19 protein-coding genes are annotated in these 17,211 nt (G+C 70.4%); 11 read left to right on the top strand and 8 right to left on the bottom strand.

Annotation, left to right across the window (positions count from 1 at the left end; genetic code table 11):
• Positions 1-82: 82 nt before the first annotated feature.
• Both ACFVYE_RS26685 and ACFVYE_RS26680 read right to left on the bottom strand, forming a co-directional pair.
• Complete coding sequence (locus ACFVYE_RS26685) at positions 83-496, bottom strand: ATP-binding protein (protein WP_389607512.1); 414 nt, start codon at positions 494-496, stop codon at positions 83-85.
• A 287-nt stretch (positions 497-783) separates the two neighbouring features.
• Positions 784-1,731 (bottom strand): hypothetical protein, encoded by a 948-nt coding sequence (locus ACFVYE_RS26680; protein ID WP_383967900.1) that lies wholly within the window; start codon positions 1,729-1,731, stop codon positions 784-786.
• 61 nt (positions 1,732-1,792) lie between these two features.
• On the opposite strand from ACFVYE_RS26680, the gene dapE reads away from it, so the two are divergent.
• Both dapE and ACFVYE_RS26670 read left to right on the top strand, forming a co-directional pair.
• Positions 1,793-2,872, top strand: a complete 1,080-nt coding sequence (gene dapE, locus ACFVYE_RS26675; protein WP_383967895.1) for a succinyl-diaminopimelate desuccinylase — start codon at positions 1,793-1,795, stop codon at positions 2,870-2,872.
• Between the two features lie 87 nt (positions 2,873-2,959).
• The gene (locus ACFVYE_RS26670; RefSeq protein ID WP_383967892.1) at positions 2,960-3,709 is read left to right on the top strand and encodes a TIGR00730 family Rossman fold protein; all 750 of its coding nucleotides are present in this window, start codon (positions 2,960-2,962) and stop codon (positions 3,707-3,709) included.
• 126 nt (positions 3,710-3,835) lie between these two features.
• On the opposite strand, the gene folP is transcribed toward ACFVYE_RS26670, so the two are convergent.
• Positions 3,836-4,708 (bottom strand): dihydropteroate synthase, encoded by an 873-nt coding sequence (folP, locus tag ACFVYE_RS26665; RefSeq protein ID WP_093897515.1) that lies wholly within the window; start codon positions 4,706-4,708, stop codon positions 3,836-3,838.
• A 110-nt stretch (positions 4,709-4,818) separates the two neighbouring features.
• Here folP and ACFVYE_RS26660 point away from each other — a divergent pair, with 110 nt between their 5' ends.
• Complete coding sequence (locus ACFVYE_RS26660) at positions 4,819-5,280, top strand: hypothetical protein (RefSeq protein WP_383967890.1); 462 nt, start codon at positions 4,819-4,821, stop codon at positions 5,278-5,280.
• Positions 5,277-5,864 carry a DNA-3-methyladenine glycosylase I gene (locus ACFVYE_RS26655; RefSeq protein ID WP_389607511.1) on the top strand — a complete coding sequence of 196 codons (588 nt, stop codon included), beginning with the start codon at positions 5,277-5,279 and terminating at the stop codon, positions 5,862-5,864. The genes ACFVYE_RS26660 and ACFVYE_RS26655 overlap by 4 nt, the downstream gene beginning before the upstream one ends.
• Before the next feature lie 14 nt (positions 5,865-5,878).
• On the opposite strand, the gene ACFVYE_RS26650 is transcribed toward ACFVYE_RS26655, so the two are convergent.
• Positions 5,879-6,691 (bottom strand): enoyl-CoA hydratase/isomerase family protein, encoded by an 813-nt coding sequence (locus ACFVYE_RS26650; protein WP_383967884.1) that lies wholly within the window; start codon positions 6,689-6,691, stop codon positions 5,879-5,881.
• A 313-nt stretch (positions 6,692-7,004) separates the two neighbouring features.
• On the opposite strand from ACFVYE_RS26650, the gene ACFVYE_RS26645 reads away from it, so the two are divergent.
• Positions 7,005-7,172, top strand: a complete 168-nt coding sequence (locus ACFVYE_RS26645) for a DUF3117 domain-containing protein (RefSeq protein ID WP_003966491.1) — start codon at positions 7,005-7,007, stop codon at positions 7,170-7,172.
• A gap of 147 nt (positions 7,173-7,319) precedes the next feature.
• Here the strand turns inward: ACFVYE_RS26645 and ACFVYE_RS26640 are convergent, their stop codons facing one another.
• Positions 7,320-7,985: an O-methyltransferase gene (locus ACFVYE_RS26640; protein WP_383967881.1), complete on the bottom strand. Its 666-nt coding sequence runs from the start codon at positions 7,983-7,985 to the stop codon at positions 7,320-7,322.
• Between the two features lie 182 nt (positions 7,986-8,167).
• Here ACFVYE_RS26640 and sigE point away from each other — a divergent pair, with 182 nt between their 5' ends.
• The 5 genes from sigE to ACFVYE_RS26615 all read left to right on the top strand — a co-directional run bounded on the left by sigE (position 8,168) and on the right by ACFVYE_RS26615 (position 13,092).
• Positions 8,168-8,929 carry an RNA polymerase sigma factor SigE gene (sigE, locus tag ACFVYE_RS26635; protein WP_206433351.1) on the top strand — a complete coding sequence of 254 codons (762 nt, stop codon included), beginning with the start codon at positions 8,168-8,170 and terminating at the stop codon, positions 8,927-8,929.
• Complete coding sequence (locus tag ACFVYE_RS26630; RefSeq protein WP_389607510.1) at positions 8,926-9,939, top strand: anti-sigma factor family protein; 1,014 nt, start codon at positions 8,926-8,928, stop codon at positions 9,937-9,939. Before sigE ends, ACFVYE_RS26630 begins: the two co-directional genes overlap by 4 nt.
• A gap of 122 nt (positions 9,940-10,061) precedes the next feature.
• Positions 10,062-11,729, top strand: coding sequence for a S1C family serine protease (locus tag ACFVYE_RS26625; RefSeq protein WP_383967874.1), 1,668 nt, complete (start codon positions 10,062-10,064; stop codon positions 11,727-11,729).
• A 99-nt stretch (positions 11,730-11,828) separates the two neighbouring features.
• A complete protein-coding gene (locus ACFVYE_RS26620) occupies positions 11,829-12,314 on the top strand; it encodes a sec-independent translocase (RefSeq protein WP_383967871.1) in 486 nt (161 codons plus the stop codon).
• A gap of 118 nt (positions 12,315-12,432) precedes the next feature.
• A complete protein-coding gene (locus tag ACFVYE_RS26615; RefSeq protein ID WP_383967868.1) occupies positions 12,433-13,092 on the top strand; it encodes a hypothetical protein in 660 nt (219 codons plus the stop codon).
• Between the two features lie 133 nt (positions 13,093-13,225).
• On the opposite strand, the gene ACFVYE_RS26610 is transcribed toward ACFVYE_RS26615, so the two are convergent.
• Genes ACFVYE_RS26610 through ACFVYE_RS26600 form a run of 3 tightly spaced genes read right to left on the bottom strand, consistent with a single transcriptional unit; the run spans position 13,226 to position 16,225 of the window.
• Positions 13,226-14,359, bottom strand: coding sequence for an Mrp/NBP35 family ATP-binding protein (locus tag ACFVYE_RS26610; protein WP_383967865.1), 1,134 nt, complete (start codon positions 14,357-14,359; stop codon positions 13,226-13,228).
• Between the two features lie 44 nt (positions 14,360-14,403).
• Entirely contained in the window at positions 14,404-14,961 is a 558-nt protein-coding gene (locus tag ACFVYE_RS26605; protein WP_383967862.1) for a DUF1003 domain-containing protein, read from the bottom strand.
• Complete coding sequence (locus tag ACFVYE_RS26600) at positions 14,951-16,225, bottom strand: magnesium transporter MgtE N-terminal domain-containing protein (protein WP_383967859.1); 1,275 nt, start codon at positions 16,223-16,225, stop codon at positions 14,951-14,953. The genes ACFVYE_RS26605 and ACFVYE_RS26600 overlap by 11 nt, the downstream gene beginning before the upstream one ends.
• A gap of 203 nt (positions 16,226-16,428) precedes the next feature.
• Between ACFVYE_RS26600 and ACFVYE_RS26595 the strand changes: the two genes are divergently transcribed.
• Positions 16,429-17,196 (top strand): hypothetical protein, encoded by a 768-nt coding sequence (locus ACFVYE_RS26595; RefSeq protein WP_383967857.1) that lies wholly within the window; start codon positions 16,429-16,431, stop codon positions 17,194-17,196.
• The last annotated feature ends 15 nt before the right edge of the window (positions 17,197-17,211 follow it).

Raw genomic sequence — 17,211 nt, 5'->3', positions numbered from 1 at the left:
TGCGTCTTTTGTGTATAAGCGACCGGGCCTGGGGAGTGCGCACTCCCGAGGCCCCTCGCGCGTGATGTGCCGACGGATCGGGTCAGCCGATCGGCAGACCCTGGGTGGGCAGGCCCTGGGTGGGCAGGCCGCCCTGGGGCGCGGCACCGGCGGCGCCGCCGAGAACCTCGCCCGCGCTGCCCGCGGCACCGCCTGCGGCGTTCTGCACGGTGGGGGCGGCCTGGGCGCCGGCCTTGCCGACGGTCTTGCCCGCGGCCGGGAGGGTCGTCCCGACGATCTTGCCGCCGGTCTCACCCGCCGCCTTGGTGCCCTGCAGGGACGCGCCGTCGACCGTCTTGCCGAGGCCCGCGCCGTCGACGGTGGTCAGACCGCCGAGCTCCGGGGCCTGCGGGAGCTCCGCGGCACCTGCGGCACCGGCCGCACCGACCACGGGGGCTGCACCCGCGGCGATCAGCAGCGCGGCACGGGCGATCCGGCGGGTCAGGGGGAGGGACATGATGCTCCTTCGACGGGATGAGGAATCTGTCTGTCCGTTGACCGGACGCAATGACAACCGTCGTAAGGGCGGGGGAGGTTGCGGTGGGCCGGGGTAAAGAGTCGGCAATGCGTCACATAATCCACACCGGAGGAACCCGGGCAGACGCCGCATTCCCGGATGGCCCGATGAACCGTCACTTCCCTTTGCCCGCAAGGAATTTGAGGAATCGCGGAGAGGTGATGGGAGATGTCGTGCCTGGGGACGTTCCATGCCGGCCGGATAACGCCTTCGGGTGACCGTCCGTACTAGTGCGCGAGCCGCATACGGACCTCGGTGGCGCCCGATTCCGTACGCTCCGTCCGCCAGCCCGACCCGGCCTTCCACACCCGGCCCGCGTACGCGACCTCGTCCAGGCGAAGTGCCTCGGACTGCGCGACCGCCCAGTGCGCGAGCTCCCAGCCGCGCCGCGCCGAGTCGTCGTCCCCAAAGGCGCGGGCCGCCCGCACCGGCACCGAGACCGTGCCCGTCGCCGACGCACCGGCCGCACCCGTTCCGTTCTCCGGCGACGGCTTCTGCGCGGGCAGCACATCCTTGCCGAAGGTGCGGACCAGCTCCGCCCGCACCTTCGCCGCATCGGCCTTCGCAGCCGTCGTCCGCGGCGGCGTGCAGTTCAGCGCGGCAGGCGTACGACCGGTCAGCGCGGCCGCCAGCAACGCCGCATCCGGCTCGTGCTTCGCGTACGCCTGCGGGAAACCGCTGCGCTGGACCCGCTGCGCGGCGACCGTCAGCGGCAGTCGCGAATAGCCGGGGACCTCGGCCAGATGCCGGTAGAACTCCCCCGCGGAGTAGACCGGGTCCAGGATCTGCTTCTCGGTGCCCCAGCCCTGCGAAGGACGCTGCTGGAACAGCCCCAGCGAGTCCCGGTCCCCGTGCTCGATATTGCGCAGCCCGGACTCCTGCAACGCGGTCGCCAGCGCGATCGTCACCGCCCGCTCCGGCATCCCGCGCGAGGTGCCGACCGCGGAGATCGTCGCGGCGTTCGAAGCCTGCTCCGGGCTCATCCGATACGTACGGCCCTCGCCGGCCGAACCGTCGGCGGACTCCACGGTGCACCCTTCGGTGACTTTGCTGCCGGAGATGTACTGCACGGTCAGATAGCCGCCCAGGGCGGCGAGCACGACAAGAGCAGCCGCGATACGGAAGAGGCGGCTGCGGCCGGTGTGTCGGCGGGCGGGGGAGACGGTCCGGGGCACGGAGCCACCGTACTGGAGTGCCCGGCCAGGGCCGAGGGCCCAGTCCTTTAGGGTCGGTTCCATGCGCGAAAGCACGCTTGACCTCACCCTGGACGGCCCGGCGCTCACCGCCCGGCTCGTCGACTTCCCGTCGGTCAGCGGTCAGGAGGAGGAGCTCGCCGACGCGATCGAGTCGGCGCTGCGCACCCTCCCGCATCTGACCGTCGACCGGCACGGCAACAACGTCGTGGCGCGGACGAACCTGGGCCGTGCCGAGCGGGTCGTGCTCGCCGGACACATCGACACCGTGCCGATCGCCGACAACGTGCCGTCCCGGCTCGACGACGACGGTGTGCTGTGGGGCTGCGGCAGCTCCGACATGAAGTCGGGCGTCGCCGTCCAGCTGAGGATCGCCGCGACCGTGCCCGAGCCCAACCGCGACCTCACCTTCGTGTTCTACGACAACGAAGAGGTCGCCGCGCACCTCAATGGTCTCGGCCACGTGGCCGACGCCCACCCCGAGTGGCTCGCCGGAGACTTCGCGGTGCTCCTGGAGGGCACCGACGGCCAGGTCGAGGGCGGCTGCCAGGGCACCCTGCGGGTCTTCCTCCGCACCGAGGGGGAGCGGGCGCACTCCGCCCGCAGCTGGATGGGGTCCAACGCCATCCACGCGGCCGCCCCGATCCTGGCCCGCCTCGCCGCGTACGAACCGCGCCGCCCGGTCATCGACGGTCTCGAATACCACGAGGGCCTCAACGCCGTACGGATCGAGGGGGGCGTCGCCAACAACGTCATCCCGGACGCGTGCACCGTGGTCGTCAACTACCGGTACGCCCCCGACCGCAGCGCCGAGGAGGCGCTGGCCCACGTCCACGAGGTCTTCGCGGACTGCGGCGTCGTCGAATTCACCGTCGACGACCACTCGGGCGCGGCCATGCCCGGTCTCTCCCACCCGGCTGCCAAGGCGTTCATGGCGGCGGTCGGCGGCACCGCCCACCCCAAGTTCGGCTGGACCGATGTCTCCCGCTTCAGCTCCCTCGGCGTCCCCGCGGTGAACTACGGACCCGGTGACCCGCTCCTCGCGCACAAGCGCAACGAACATGTGGCGGTCGACCGGATCACCCACTGCGAGGAGCGGCTCCGCTCCTGGCTCACCAGCTGACTCACGGCATTCCCCTGTCCGTAACCTCCGCCGATCTACCCTGACCTGACACAGATGGTCATCGATCGTCGTCGGAGGGAGCAGGTCATGGGCAACCCCGAGGGAGCGCACGTCCCCGAGGAGCAGCGGCAGGGCCCGGTACTGCGCCGCAGGGACCAGGTACAGCCCGGCACCACCGATCAGCGGCTGCTGGACACCGAGGGCGACTCCGAGTGGGTGCACACCGACCCATGGCGGGTGATGCGCATCCAGTCGGAGTTCGTCGAAGGATTCGGAGCCCTCGCCGAGCTGCCGAGCGCCATCAGCGTCTTCGGCTCGGCCCGCACCCCGGCCGGCGGGCCGGACTACGAGGCGGGCGTAAGGATCGGCAAGGCCCTGGTCGAGGCCGGCTTCGCGGTGATCACCGGAGGCGGCCCCGGAGCCATGGAAGCGGCGAACAAGGGGGCGCGGGAGGCGAAGGGCGTCTCGGTCGGCCTCGGCATCGAGCTGCCCTTCGAGTCCGGCCTCAACCCGCACGTCGATATCGGCGTGAACTTCCGCTACTTTTTTGTCCGAAAAACGATGTTTGTGAAATATGCCCAGGGGTTCGTTGTTCTGCCGGGCGGCCTCGGCACCCTGGACGAGCTCTTCGAGGCCCTCACCCTCGTCCAGACGGGCAAGGTCACCCGCTTCCCGATCGTGCTGTTCGGCACCGCGTACTGGAGCGGGCTCGTGGACTGGCTGCGGGACACGGTGGTGGCACAGGGCAAGGCGTCCGAGCACGACCTGCTGCTGTTCCACGTCACGGACGACGTGGACGAGGCGGTCAACCTCGTGACGAAGGAGGTCGGCCGGTAGGCGGTTCAAGTCCGTCCGGCGATTGAGGAGCGGGGTCCGGGGCAGAGCCCCGGCTTCGGGCAGGGGCGGCAGGGGACAAGGCCCGCCGCGGTCGCCCCGCCCTCCCCGCGCCGCCTCACGCCCCGGCTACGCCAGCCCCCTCCGTGCCACCGCCGGCTCCCGGTGCCCCGCGATGGACGCCACCATGTCCAGCACCTGCCGTGTCTCCGCCACCTCGTGCACCCGGTACACCTGCGCCCCCAGCCACGCGGACACGGCCGTCGTCGCCAGCGTCCCGATCACCCGTTCCTTCACCGGCCGGTCGAGCGTCTCCCCGACGAAGTCCTTGTTGGACAGCGATACGAGGACCGGCCAGCCGGTCTCCGCCATCTCGCCGAGCCGACGCGTCGCCTCCAGCGAATGCCGGGTGTTCTTCCCGAAGTCGTGACCGGGGTCGATCATGATCCCGTCCGGCCGCACCCCGAGTCCGACCGCCCGCTCGGCCAGGCCCAGCGTCACCCGCAGGATGTCCGCCATCACGTCGTCGTACGCGATCCGGTGCGGCCGGGTCCGCGGCTCGGCGCCGCCCGCGTGCGTACACACCAGACCGGCGCCGTACCGCGCGGCGACCTCTGCGAGCTTCGGGTCGACGCCGCCCCACGCGTCGTTCAGCACATCCGCACCGGCCTCGCAGACCGCCTCGCCGACATCGTGGCGCCAGGTGTCGACGCTGATCACCACATCCGGGTGGCGGCGCCGCACCTCCGCGACGAACCCCACCGTGCGACGGGCCTCTTCCTCGGCGGTCACCTCTTCACCGGGGCCCGCCTTCACACCCCCGATGTCGACGATCGCCGCGCCGTCCGCGATCGCCTGCTCGACCCGGGCCAGCGCCGGCTCGTCCCGGAACGTCGCGCCCTGGTCGTAGAAGGAGTCCGGGGTGCGGTTCACGATCGCCATGATCACCGGCTCGTGCGCACCGAATTCACGCCGCCCAAGCCTGAGCGCACCGCTTCGCATCCCGTGTTTCTCCTCTGGTAGATCGCCCCGTGGGTCGCCTGCGACCCTAACTGTCGGCACCGCATGGCACGATCGGACCCGGACAGGTTTCCGCTCCCGGGGAGATACGCGTGTTCTGGTTCTTGCTGCTGGCGATGGTGGTGGTCGTGGCCGCGGTCACCCTCGCGGTGGTCGGCGGAGGGAAGAGCGCCGTCCTGCAGGACGTGGCGCCCGAGCAACTGACCGACCCACTGCCTGCGACGCGCCCGGTCGGCCGCGCGGATGTCGAGGCGCTGCGGCTGCCGGTGGCCGTACGCGGCTACCGCATGACGGATGTCGACGAGGCGCTCGGCCGGCTCGGCGCCGAGCTCGCCGAGCGGGACGCGCGGATCGCGGAACTGCAGTCGGCGCTGGCCGGTGCGCAGGCGACCGCGGTCGGCGGCCCCGATCTCCTCAAGCGGCCGCAGGACATGCCGCAGCTGACGCGGGAGCGGCCGGAGGACCGCCCGAGAGCGCCGTGGGAGGCGCCCCGACAGGAACACCAGCAGGACCCGCAGCGGACAGAGCACCCCGGAGAGGAGCCCCAGCGATGAGCGGCGGCGCAGAAACGGCCCCGGACGGCGGTCTGCGCTGCCCGTGGGGGCTCTCCACCGAGGACTACCTCACGTACCACGACACCGAATGGGGCCGCCCCGTCCACGGCGACGACGCCCTCTTCGAGCGGCTCTGCCTGGAGGCCTTCCAGTCGGGCCTTTCCTGGCTGACGATCCTGCGCCGCCGGGAGGGCTTCCGCTCCGCCTTCGCCGGGTTCAAGATCCCCGCGGTGGCGGAGTTCACCGACGCCGACAAGGAGCGTCTCCTCGCCGACGTCGGCATCATCCGAAACCGGGCGAAGATCGAGGCGACCCTCGCCAACGCCAAGGTGCTGGCCGGCTGGCGCCCCGGCGAGCTGGACGAGCTGATCTGGTCCTACGCCCCCGACCCGGCCGGCCGGCCCGCCCCGCGCGCCGTCGGCGACGTCCCCGCGGTCACCCCGGAGTCCACGGCGCTGGCCAAGGACCTCAAGAAGCGCGGTGTGCGCTTCGTCGGTCCCACGACGGCCTACGCCCTGATGCAGGCCTGCGGCCTGGTCGACGACCATCTCGCCGACTGCGTGGCGCGCGGCACCGGGGCGTAGACCCGCGCCGGCGGCTACCGGCCGAGGTACTTCGGCCTCTCCTTGTTCAGGAACGCCTGCACCGCGATCGTGTGGTCCTCGGACGCGCCCGCCTTCGTCTGGAGCTCGTCCTCCTTCTCCAGTGCCTCGCTCAGCGTGTGACCGGCGCCGTAGGCCAGGGACTCCTTCAGCGCCGCGTACGCCACCGTGGGACCGGACGCCAGGGTGCGGGCCACGGCGGCGGCCTCCGCGGCCAGGTCGGCGGCGGGCACCAGTTTGTTCACGATGCCCAGCTCGTGGGCGTCCTGCGCGGAGATCGAGCGCGGGAAGAGCAGCAGGTCGGCGGCGCGGCTCTGCCCGATCAGGCGGGGCAGCGTCCAGGAGACGCCCGAGTCGGCGGTGAGGGCGACCCCGGCGAATGAGGTGTTGAACGAGGCGGTGTCGGCGACCACCCGGTAGTCGCAGGCGAGCGCGAACCCGAAACCGGCACCGGCGGCGACACCGTTGACCCCGGCGACGACCGGCTTGGGCATCTCGGTGATGGCCCGCACGATCGGGTTGTAGTGCTCCTGCACGGTGCTCAACGCGTTGCCGCCGCCGGACTCACGGGCCTCGTCGAGCTTGCCGACGTGCTCCTTCAGATCCTGGCCGACGCAGAAGGCGCGCCCGGTCGCGGTGAGCAGAACGGCCCGTACGGCGGTGTCGGCCGCCGCGGACTTCAGCGCGTCACGGAGCGCCACCTTGGCCGCGGTGTTCATGGCGTTCATCGCGTCGGGGCGGTTGATCGTGATCGTCGCGAGTCCGTCGCTCACTTCGTAGAGCACGCTGTCCGCCATCTGGTCGGCCATTTCGCTGTCCCCTCTGCACCTTGGGCAATGCCTGTCCAGGCAAGCATGGCCGACTCGGGCGGGAGCGAACATGTGACCTGCGTCTAACAATTGAGCCCCGATGGAGGGGTGAAGGGGACGGAGTATCGCAGCTGGATCGCCGAATTGGGTGGTTTTGCGAGAGCGCGTTGCGCAAGCGATGCCGACCGATGTTGGTCATTGGGGTCTGTGATGCGGGATAATGGCCTGGAAGCAATGTGTTCGATGCCGGTGACACAGCGCCTGTCATGGGGCCGCCGGTTGCGATGAGCTGGTTTCAGGAAGGGGAACGAGCATGGCGGCCATGAAGCCGCGGACGGGCGACGGCCCGCTCGAGGTGACAAAGGAGGGGCGGGGCATCGTCATGCGCGTTCCGCTCGAAGGCGGCGGTCGGCTTGTCGTGGAGCTGACTCCGGACGAGGCCGATGCACTCGGCGATGCCCTCAAGAAGGTCGTCGGCTGAGCAGAGGCGCCCACACTTCATCACTGCCCCGGCACGGTGTCCGTGCCGGGGCAGTGATGCGTTCTCAACAGAATCAAGCCCGTCCGGCGATCGAGGACACCCGCTGCCCCAAGCGCGGGGGGCAGGAACCCTGCCCCCGCCGGCCCCTCAGCCCCGCCGCACCGCGCACAGCAACCCGTCGCCCACCGGCAGCAACGTCGCCATCAGCTCCTGGCTCTCCCGCACCGCACGCAGCAGCTCCCGCAGTCGCAGCACCTCCGCGGGCTGCGCCGCCGAGTCGACCGTACGGCCGTCCGCGAAGACGCCCTCGAAGCAGACCAGGCCACCAGGTCGCAGCAGGCGCAACGATTCAGCGAGGCAGTCCAGGCTCTCCAGCCGGTCGCCGTCGCAGAACACCAGGTCGTATCCGCCGTCCGCGAGCCGCGGCAGCACGTCCAGGGCACGGCCGGGAATGAAGCGGGCCCGATTGGCGGCGAACCCCGCGGCCCGGAACGCCTCACGGGCGAACTGCTGGCGCTCGGGCTCCGGGTCGACCGTGGTCAGCACCCCGTCGGGGCGCATGCCGTGCAGTAGATAGAGTCCGGACACGCCGGTCCCGGTGCCGATCTCGGCCACCGCTTTGGCGTCCGTCGTGGCAGCGAGCAAGCGCAGCGCGGCGCCGGTACCTGGCGACACCGAGCGGAGCCCTGCATCCCGAGCCCGGTCCCGGGCCCAGTGCAATGCTTCGTCCTCGGCGACAAAGGCGTCGGCGAACGCCCAGCTCGTCTGCCGGTTGGCGGTAATGACCCTCTCCTGTCCCCGTAGTTGGCGCAACGGTGACTGTATCCGCTGCACCCGGGAACCCGCAGATGGGACCGGGCGTTATCCAGGGGCAGGGGAAAGCCCGTGGGACCGGCCCGCAGATCGGGTCCGGGAGACACGGGCCGGCGGTTCCCGGGGTGACTCCCGGCCCCAGCAGGAAAAAGGCTTATCCGGAGCTAACGGGCGAGGTGGCTATGGTAGGGGCTCCACTGGACACCACCAGAGCCGATAGGGGAGGTGCGGCTGCGCCTGTGGATCGGGGAGGAGTGCTGCGGCGCTTTCTCAGGTCGGCGGGTGAGCCGAAATCCGTGACCAACATCGCTGACCGTTCTTCCAACGACTCCGCACCGACCGCGACCTTCGCCTCAGATGCGGACTCCCAGGCGTGGACGCCGCCCTCATGGGAAGAGATCGTCAGCACGCACAGCGGCCGTGTCTATCGCCTTGCCTACCGGCTGACGGGCAACCAGCACGATGCGGAGGACCTGACACAGGAGGTCTTCGTACGCGTGTTCCGGTCGCTGTCGACCTACACGCCGGGCACCTTCGAGGGCTGGCTGCACCGCATCACGACCAACCTGTTCCTGGACATGGTCCGTCGTAAGCAGCGGATCCGCTTCGACTCCCTCGGTGACGACGCCGCCGAGCGGCTGCCGAGCCGTGAGCCGTCCCCGCAGCAGGTCTTCAACGACACCCATTTCGACGCGGATGTACAGCAGGCGCTGGACACCCTTGCGCCCGAATTCCGTGCCGCTGTCGTGCTCTGTGACATCGAGGGCCTCTCGTACGAGGAGATCGCCGCGACGCTGGGCGTGAAGCTCGGTACCGTGCGCAGCCGTATCCACCGCGGTCGCTCGCATCTGCGCAAGGCGCTGCAGCACCGTTCGCCCGAGGCCCGTGCCGAGCAGCGCTCGCTGGCGGGCGCGATCCTGGCAGGGGAGGGCGGAACGGCGTGAGTGGCACAGTTCCGACCCCTGCGGAACAACACCTGGGGGACCGGCTCGCCGCGCTTGTCGACGGTGAGCTGAAACACGACGCCCGAGAGCGGGTGCTCGCCCACCTCGCGACCTGCACCAAGTGCAAGGCCGAGGCTGCCGCCCAGCGGCGGCTGAAGAGTGTCTTCGCACAGTCCGCCCCGCCTTCACCGTCCGAGGGATTCCTCGCCCGGCTGCAGGGCCTTCCCGGGGGACCGGGGGGTGACGACGACGACCGGGGGAAACCATTCGGCGGCTCCGGGCGCTTCGCCGACGGGCTCTTCCCCATGATCCAGCCGTCCGGGAGCCGCACGGATTCGCCGGGGAATTCGCCGCTGGGGAGTTTTGGCTTCCTCCCGGCCCCGCACGGTTCGACCGCCGTACTGCCGGGTGGCTCCTCCCGTTCGGGCTTCCGGATCCATGAGGTCGGCCGTGAGGGAGACCGGTCGCCGTGGCGCGGCCGGAGGTTCGCCTTCGCAGCGGCCAGCGCCGTATCGCTGGCGGCCATCGCCCTGGGCGGTGCCCTGCCGACGGGGGCGGGGCCCAGCTCCCCGGCCCGGGCCGCGGGCGCGGGGAACTCTGCGAACCCGCTCGACACCGCATCCCGCAGCGAGAACGGCAGCTCGGTGAGCCGCCGCGGCGGTGGCGGCCAGAGCACCCTTGCCGCCACGGAGGCGGGCGACCGCTCGACCGCAGCCGCTGCCCCACCACCCCCCGTGCCGGAGGCCACGCCGGCGGTGTCTTCCACCGCTCCCGCGCTGCTCTCCACGGGAAGTCTCGTGGAGAACACCTTCGCCGTTCAGGTTCTGACCAATGTGTCCGCGCCACCGCTGATACGCCCGACCGGCACCACCCCGCTCTTCGCCCGGGTGCTCGGACGAACGGCCTCACAGCCCCCGGAGCCCTCCGCGTCGCCGTCCTGGACGGAGCCGTCGGCCTCGGCCCTCCCCACCCCCGCCGATCGCGGTCTGCCGCTTTCCTCCCGGCGCTGACCGGGGTCTGCGCCGATGTCTGCGCAGACATTCGCAAACCTGGTTGAATTCCGGGAGGAATTCCGGGACGGACGCCCCTGCCGGGGCGTGCAGAGGCCAGACGCGGCAGTTGCGGGGAGAGCATGGAAGACGGGAAGTCCACCGGGCCGAAGGCGAAGTGGTGGAGCCGGCCCACGGCGGGAGGCACCACCAGCACCGCGCCGGGCGGGCCGACCCCCGTCGAGGACGCGGCGCCCACGGTCGAGGTGACCGGCGCGACGGGCGTGACGGAAGCACACGCAGCCGACGCGCCCCCTCGGCCGCCGGCACCCGAGCCGGTGTCATCCCCGCCCGCACCCGAGCCCGTGGCATCCGTAGCGGCCACGCAGCCCGTGGCGCCGCTGCACGAGCCCGATCAGTACAGCACCCCGCCGTACGGTGGACCCGGCCCCTGGGCGCCCGCACCCCCCGTACAGCGACCGGTCCCGACCCCGGCACACGGCACCCCCGTACCCCCGCAGTACGCGGGTACGAACGGCGCCGGCATCCCCACCTCACCCGCCCCCGGTTTCACGCCTCCGCCCCCGCCCCAGCAGCCGCAGCCGCAGTCGACGCAGTGGCTCCAGTACGACCCCTGGGGCGCGCCCCGGCAGCCGCTGACCAATCCGGGCCCGCCGCTCGGGGCCGACGGCGGCCGCAGGAAGAACCGCCGCGGCTCCCTCCTCGTCGGTGCGGTGCTGCTCGCACTGGTGGCAGGCGGCATCGGCGGCGGCATAGGCGCCTACGTCGAGCGCAACGGCGGACTCACCCAGGTCGAGCTTCCGCAGACCGGCCACAACAGCGGCGGCCGCGCCCCCGACAGCGTCGCGGGCATCGCCGCCAGCGCCCTGCCCAGCGTGGTCACGCTCCATGTCAGTGGCACCACCGAATCCGGCACCGGTACCGGATTCGTTCTCGACAACTCCGGCCACATCCTCACCAACAACCATGTCGTCGCCCCGGCCGGGTCCTCCGGCGAGATCACTGTGACGTTCAGCGGCGGCGAGACCGCGCGCGCCGAAGTCGTCGGCAAGGACAGCGGCTACGACCTGGCCGTGGTCAAGGTCACCGGCGTCTCCGGCCTCAAGCCGCTGCCGCTGGGCAACTCCGACAATGTGCAGGTCGGCGACCCCGTGGTGGCCATCGGCGCACCCTTCGACCTGTCCAACACCGTGACCTCCGGCATCATCAGCGCCAAGGACCGGCCGATCACCGCGGGCGGCGAGAAGGGCGACGGCAGCGACATCAGTTACGTCGACGCGCTGCAGACCGATGCTCCGATCAACCCGGGCAACTCCGGCGGTCCGCTCGTCGACACCGACGCCCATGTCATAGGCATCAACAGCGCCATCCGTGCCGCCGACAGCGGTTCGACCACCGAGGGCGGGCAGGCAGGTTCCATCGGTCTCGGCTTCGCCATCCCGATCAACCAGGGCAAGCGGGTCGCCGAGGAACTGATCAACACGGGGAAGGCCACCCACCCGGTGATCGGCGTCACGTTGGACATGAAGTACACGGGGGACGGCGCCAAGGTCGGTGCGAAGGGTGCGGCCGGCAAGCCTGCGGTGACACCCGACGGGCCCGGTGCCAAGGCCGGGATCAAGCCGGGGGACATCATCACCGAGGTCGACGGCAGGCGCGTGCACAGCGGCGAGGAGCTGATCGTGAAGATCCGCGCCCACCGGCCCGGCGACCGTCTGGACCTCGGCCTGACCCGTGGTGGTAAAGACCTGTCCATCTCTTTGACTCTTGGTTCGGCAACCGGCGTGTGACAGCCACGGGACGCTACCGCGCGGACAGTATCGACCGGTACCGTGGGCCGGGTCCGGACCACAACCGACCTGGTCTCGGAGAACACGAGGAGCAACAGGGTGTTCAATGACATAGGCCCACTCGAGCTGGTGACGCTCGCGGTCCTGGGCGTGCTGATCTTCGGCCCGGACAAGCTGCCCAAGGTCATCCAGGACGCCTCGCGCTTCATTCGCAAGATCCGTGAGTTCTCGGAGAGCGCCAAGGAGGACATCCGTACGGAGCTCGGCCCGGAGTTCAAGGACTTCGAGTTCGAGGACCTCAACCCCAAGACGTTCGTCCGTAAGAAGCTCATGGACGGCAATGACGATCTGGGGCTGAAGGAGATCCGCGAGAGCTTCGACCTGCGCAAGGATCTGGCCGAGGTCACCGACGCGGTGAACGGCCGGGAGAACGCGGCCGTGGAGTCGGCGGACTCCCGGAGCGGCGTGTCGAGCGGCTCGGCGATCACCGCGGCCAACGGCTCCGCCGGTACTCCGGACCTGCTCAAGAAGCGTGAACAGCCCGCGAAGGACGACCGCCCGCCGTTCGACGCAGACGCCACCTGACAGCAGTCAATCCCGACTCGTCCGGACGGTATGGCTATTCTCCATCTGTCCGGTTGTGAGGACGCCCGTGGGGGGCGGGCCGCTCCGGACGCAAGGGATCGAGGAGGCGGCCGGGCAGATGGAGACGACCAGTCGGGTGGGCGCGGAAGGTGCGCCGAGCACAGTCACCGCAGGGGGGGTATCGGCGGCCCGGCGTACTGTCGACGGTTATCTGGCAGCTCCGTTTCCCTGGTACGGACTGGACGAGGCCTTCACCGGGCCGCGTTGGCCGATGCAGGTGGGCACCGCGGCGGACGGCACCGTGCAGCACGGTTCCATCGGGCACGGTGACGAGCCGTCGGTACGGGCCGACTCGGGTGTCGAGAAGCAACGATTCGCGGTCGTCGTGACGGTGGCCAGCAGCCCGGTGCGGCGCAGCGGCGACGGTACGGGGGTTCTGGACGCGACCACGGTCTCCTCCGCGGCCTGGCTGGCCGGGTCCGGCCTGCTCGCCTGTACGTGGCCCCCGCAGATGGATCACACACTGCGTGACGACTGGCTGGACCAGCAGACGGAGACCGCGTTCGAACTCGCCGACGATCTGGACGGTCCCGCATGGTCGGCGCTGTCGCTGCCGGTGGACGGTGTCCCGGTGCCGTTCCACTACCGCGAGTCCGAGTTCGGCTGGGTGCTGGCGGGGTCGGCGCACGGCGGGGTGCACATCGGGGCGTACGGGCGGGGGATGAGCGCGTACGGGCTGGGGTTCTCGGTGGTCGGCGACATCGCGACGTACGCGTAGGCCGAGGCGGTGGGCGGTGACCGGTCACGGCCGGTTGCCGCTCTGCCCTCAATCGCCGGACCAGGCCCGACCGGGCTCGGTCCCGCCGGACGGCCTGGAAATCAGGCCCGTCCGGCGATGCCTTCGTCCCCGCTCAGAACTTGTTGCGCGGGGTGATTCCCAGCGACATGCCCGACAGGCCGCGCTGACGGCCTCCCAGCTTGTCCGCGATGGTGCGGAGCGCCTTGCCGGCCGGGGAGTCGGGGTCGGACAGGACGACCGGCTTGCCCTCGTCGCCACCCTCGCGCAGCCGTACGTCGATCGGGATGGAGCCGAGCACCGGCACCTCCGCGCCGACCGTCTTCGTCAGGCCCTCGGCGACCTTCTGGCCACCGCCGGTACCGAACACATCGACCATCTCGTCGCAGTGCGGGCACGGAAGCCCCGACATGTTCTCGACGACGCCGACGATCTTCTGGTGGGTCTGCACGGCGATCGAACCGGCCCGCTCGGCCACCTCGGCCGCCGCCTGCTGCGGGGTCGTGACGACCAGGATCTCGGCGTTCGGCACGAGCTGCGCCACCGAGATCGCGATGTCACCGGTGCCCGGAGGCAGGTCGAGCAGCAGGACGTCCAGGTCGCCCCAGTACACATCGGCGAGGAACTGCTGGAGTGCTCGGTGCAGCATCGGTCCGCGCCACACCACCGGGGCGTTGCCCGGGGTGAACATGCCGATGGAGATGACCTTCACGCCGTGCGCCGACGGCGGCATGATCATGTTCTCGACCTGGGTCGGCTTGCCGTCCGCGCCGAGCATCCGCGGCACGCTGTGCCCGTAGATGTCCGCGTCCACGACACCGACCTTGAGGCCGTCGGCCGCCATCGCGGCCGCCAGGTTCACCGTGACCGATGACTTGCCGACGCCGCCCTTGCCGGATGCCACCGCGTAGACCCGGGTCAGCGAGCCGGGCTTGGCGAACGGCACCTCGCGCTCCGCCGTGCCGCCGCGCAGCGAGGACGCGAGCTCCTTGCGCTGTTCGTCGCTCATCACGTCGAGCGTGACGTCGACGCGCGTGACGCCTTCGACCTTCGCCACCGCGTCGGTCACATTCTTGGTGATGGTCTCGCGCATCGGGCAGCCGGACACCGTGAGATACACCGTGACAGCGACCACACCGTCAGCTTCGATCTCGACCGACTTCACCATGCCGAGTTCGGTGATCGGACGGTGGATCTCCGGGTCGTTCACTGTCGCCAGTGCCTCAAGCACCGCGTCTTCCGTAGCCATACGGACGATGTTACGGCGCCTGCTGCTACGCGAGAGTAGCCCCGTCAGCGGTCTTCGTCACTCTCGGCCGGGAATAGGGCACGCCGTTCGTCCAGGTCCCGCACGAGGTCTTCCAGTTCGGAGCGGATCCAGTCGCGGGTGGCGACCTCACCGAGTCCCATCCGCAGTGCCGCGATCTCCCGGGTGAGGTACTCGGTGTCCGCGATGGAGCGCTCGTTCTGCTTGCGGTCCTGCTCGTAGGTGACCCGGTCGCGGTCGGCCTGCCGGTTCTGCGCGAGCAGGATCAGCGGGGCCGCGTACGAGGCCTGGAGCGAGAGCATCAGTGTCAGAAAGATGAACGGGTACTGGTCGTACCGCCACGCCGTCGGCGCGAAGACGTTCCACAGCACCCAGACGATGATGACCAGCGTCATCCAGGCGATGAAGCGCCAGGTGCCCAGGAAGCGGGCGATCCGCTCGGAGAATCGGCCGAACGTCTCGGGGTCGTAATCGGGCAGCAGCCGCCGCCGCGGGGCCTTCGGCTGGTCCAGCCGGGAACGGGGCGGGCGCGCGATGCCCGAGGCGCCCGTCGACGTCCCCTTCGTGCGGTCCTCACCGGCCACGGGCGACCTCCTCCTCACCGTGGAAGTCGGTCTCCCGCCAGTCCTCGGGCAGCAGGTGGTCGAGGACGTCGTCGACGGTCACGGCGCCGAGCAGGGATCCGCTCTCGTCCACGACCGGCACCGAGACCAGGTTGTACGCGGCCAGGTAGCTCGTCACAGCCGACAGGGGGGTGTCCGGGGTGAGGGGGACGAGATCGCTGTCGACGATCGAGCTGACCAGGGCGTACGGCGGATCCCGCAGCAGCCGCTGGAAGTGCACGGTGCCCAGGTACTTGCCGGTCGGGGTCTCGTCCGGCGAGCGGCACACGTACACCTGGGCGGCGAGTGCGGGGGACAGATCCGCCTGCCGGACCCGTGCGAGCGCGTCGGCGACCGTCGCGTCCGGCCGCAGAATGATCGGCTCGGTGGTCATCAGACCGCCGGCGGTCCGTTCCGCGTACGACATGAGGCGCCGCACATCCGCCGCGTCGTCCGGACGCATCAGGGCCAGCAGCCGCTCCTTGTCCTCCTCGGGCAGTTCGGACAGCAGGTCGGCCGCGTCGTCCGGGTCCATGGCCTCCAGGACATCGGCGGCGCGCTCCTCCTGGAGCTTGCCGATGATCTCCACCTGGTCGTCCTCGGGAAGCTCCTCCAGGACGTCGGCGAGCCGGTCGTCGTCGAGCGCGGCCGCTACCTCGGCCCGTCGCTTCGGCGACAGATGGTGCAGCGCGTTGGCCACATCGGTCGGGCGCAGCTGCTCGAACGTGGCGACCAGGGACTCGGCGCCCTGCCCGTCCTCCTCCAGCGAAAAACCACTGACCGCCGACCATTCGACCGTCAGGGCCTCGCCCTTGCGCCGTAGTGCCCCGCCCTTGCCCTTGCGTACGAAGTACTTGTCGATCTCCCAGTCGCGGCGGGCCGGGAGCTGCGAGACGGAGACATCGAGGACGGTGACCTCCTCGCCGGTCTCCACGAGGCGGACCCGCCGGTCGAGGAACTCGCCGAGCACCAGGCGTTCGGTGGGCCGCTGTTCGAAGCGCCGCATGTTGACGACACCGGTGGTGATGACCTGACCGGACTCGATCCCCGTCACCCGGGTCATCGGGAGGAAGATCCGGCGGCGGCTGAGCACCTCGACGACCAGGCCGAGCAATCGGGGCGGCCGGCCGCCGACCCGCAGCATCGCGACCAGGTCGCGGAGGCGGCCCACCTGATCGCCGTTGGGATCGAAGACCGGGACGCCGGCGAGGTGCGAGACGAAGATCCGGGGGGCGCCTGCCGCCATGGTGCGCCTCCTTCTTCCGTGTACGACTTCTCTGTCCGGTCCGTTTGACAGCTAATTAACCGTTATGACGGGATCAGGCTAGCCCGTACCGCTCCGGGCCGCCCCGGTGGATCCGTCCGTACGGCTCTCTGCCGGAAGGTGTGAACGGCACAGGTACGCTGCCGTCTGCCACCCCCGCCATGCAGATGAGAGGCAGTGCGCCCGTGACCTCTTCCGTTCCGCCCGTCCGGGCCCGACGCCGCCGGACCGCCCTCGCTGTTGTGCTCTGCGCGGGGCTGACCGCCGCTCTCACGGCGTGCGGGGGCGAGGATCCGGACAAGGGGACCAACGGCGTCGGCAAGCTCGCCGCCACGGAGATCGAGAAGAAGGCGCAGACTTCGGCGGACTCCGCCGATGCGGTGCGCCTCGCCGGGACACTGGTCAGCAAGGGCGGCACGTACAAGCTCAATATGCAGCTCAGGGAGAAGGGCGGCATCGGCTCCGTCGTCTCGAAGAACAGCACCTTCGAACTGCTGCGGATCGGTGACGAGCTCTATCTGAAGGCGGACTCGGGGTTCTGGAGCCATGACGAGAAGTCCGGCGGCGGCAGTGACGCGGACGGGGCGGCCGCGGACAAGCTCCAGGACAAGTATGTGAAGGTGCCCGAGGACGACCCCACGTACAAGCAGCTGCGCGGCTTCACGGACAAGAAGACCCTGCTCGACGGGTTGCTCACCCTGCACGGCACCCTCAACAAGGGCGACCGGGAGAAGGTCGGACCGACCCGGACCGTTCAGATCACGGGCGGCAGGGGCGAGGGCGGAACGCTCGACGTCTCGCTGGAGGGCACGCCGTATCCGCTGCGGTTCGCGCGCGGCGGTGGCGGGGGGATCGTGACGCTGTCGGACTGGGGCAAGGACTTCACGCTGGAGGCCCCGGCGAAGGGTGACACGGTCGACTACGGGCAGCAGCTGCCCAAGACGTCCTCCTGAGAGCGGGCCGCACGG

Origin of the sequence: Streptomyces sp. NPDC058239, from assembly GCF_042882185.1 — a bacterium.
GTDB lineage: Bacteria > Actinomycetota > Actinomycetes > Streptomycetales > Streptomycetaceae > Streptomyces.
Note: the sequence above shows the minus strand (reverse complement) of the source record. Positions and strands in the feature narration are given on the sequence as shown.

Excerpts from the sequence above, each read along its gene's own strand:
- ACFVYE_RS26610 (WP_383967865.1), bottom strand. The coding sequence starts at position 14,359 with ATGGCTACGGAAGACGCGGTGCTTGAGGCACTGGCGACAGTGAACGAC.
- ACFVYE_RS26655 (WP_389607511.1), top strand. The coding sequence starts at position 5,277 with ATGAGCGGCGGCGCAGAAACGGCCCCGGACGGCGGTCTGCGCTGCCCG.
- ACFVYE_RS26625 (WP_383967874.1), top strand. The coding sequence starts at position 10,062 with ATGGAAGACGGGAAGTCCACCGGGCCGAAGGCGAAGTGGTGGAGCCGG.
- folP (WP_093897515.1), bottom strand. The coding sequence starts at position 4,708 with ATGCGAAGCGGTGCGCTCAGGCTTGGGCGGCGTGAATTCGGTGCGCAC.
- sigE (WP_206433351.1), top strand. The coding sequence starts at position 8,168 with ATGGTAGGGGCTCCACTGGACACCACCAGAGCCGATAGGGGAGGTGCG.
- ACFVYE_RS26600 (WP_383967859.1), bottom strand. The coding sequence starts at position 16,225 with ATGGCGGCAGGCGCCCCCCGGATCTTCGTCTCGCACCTCGCCGGCGTC.
- dapE (WP_383967895.1), top strand. The coding sequence starts at position 1,793 with ATGCGCGAAAGCACGCTTGACCTCACCCTGGACGGCCCGGCGCTCACC.
- ACFVYE_RS26650 (WP_383967884.1), bottom strand. The coding sequence starts at position 6,691 with ATGGCCGACCAGATGGCGGACAGCGTGCTCTACGAAGTGAGCGACGGA.
- ACFVYE_RS26685 (WP_389607512.1), bottom strand. The coding sequence starts at position 496 with ATGTCCCTCCCCCTGACCCGCCGGATCGCCCGTGCCGCGCTGCTGATC.
- ACFVYE_RS26645 (WP_003966491.1), top strand. The coding sequence starts at position 7,005 with ATGGCGGCCATGAAGCCGCGGACGGGCGACGGCCCGCTCGAGGTGACA.
- ACFVYE_RS26615 (WP_383967868.1), top strand. The coding sequence starts at position 12,433 with ATGGAGACGACCAGTCGGGTGGGCGCGGAAGGTGCGCCGAGCACAGTC.
- ACFVYE_RS26670 (WP_383967892.1), top strand. The coding sequence starts at position 2,960 with ATGGGCAACCCCGAGGGAGCGCACGTCCCCGAGGAGCAGCGGCAGGGC.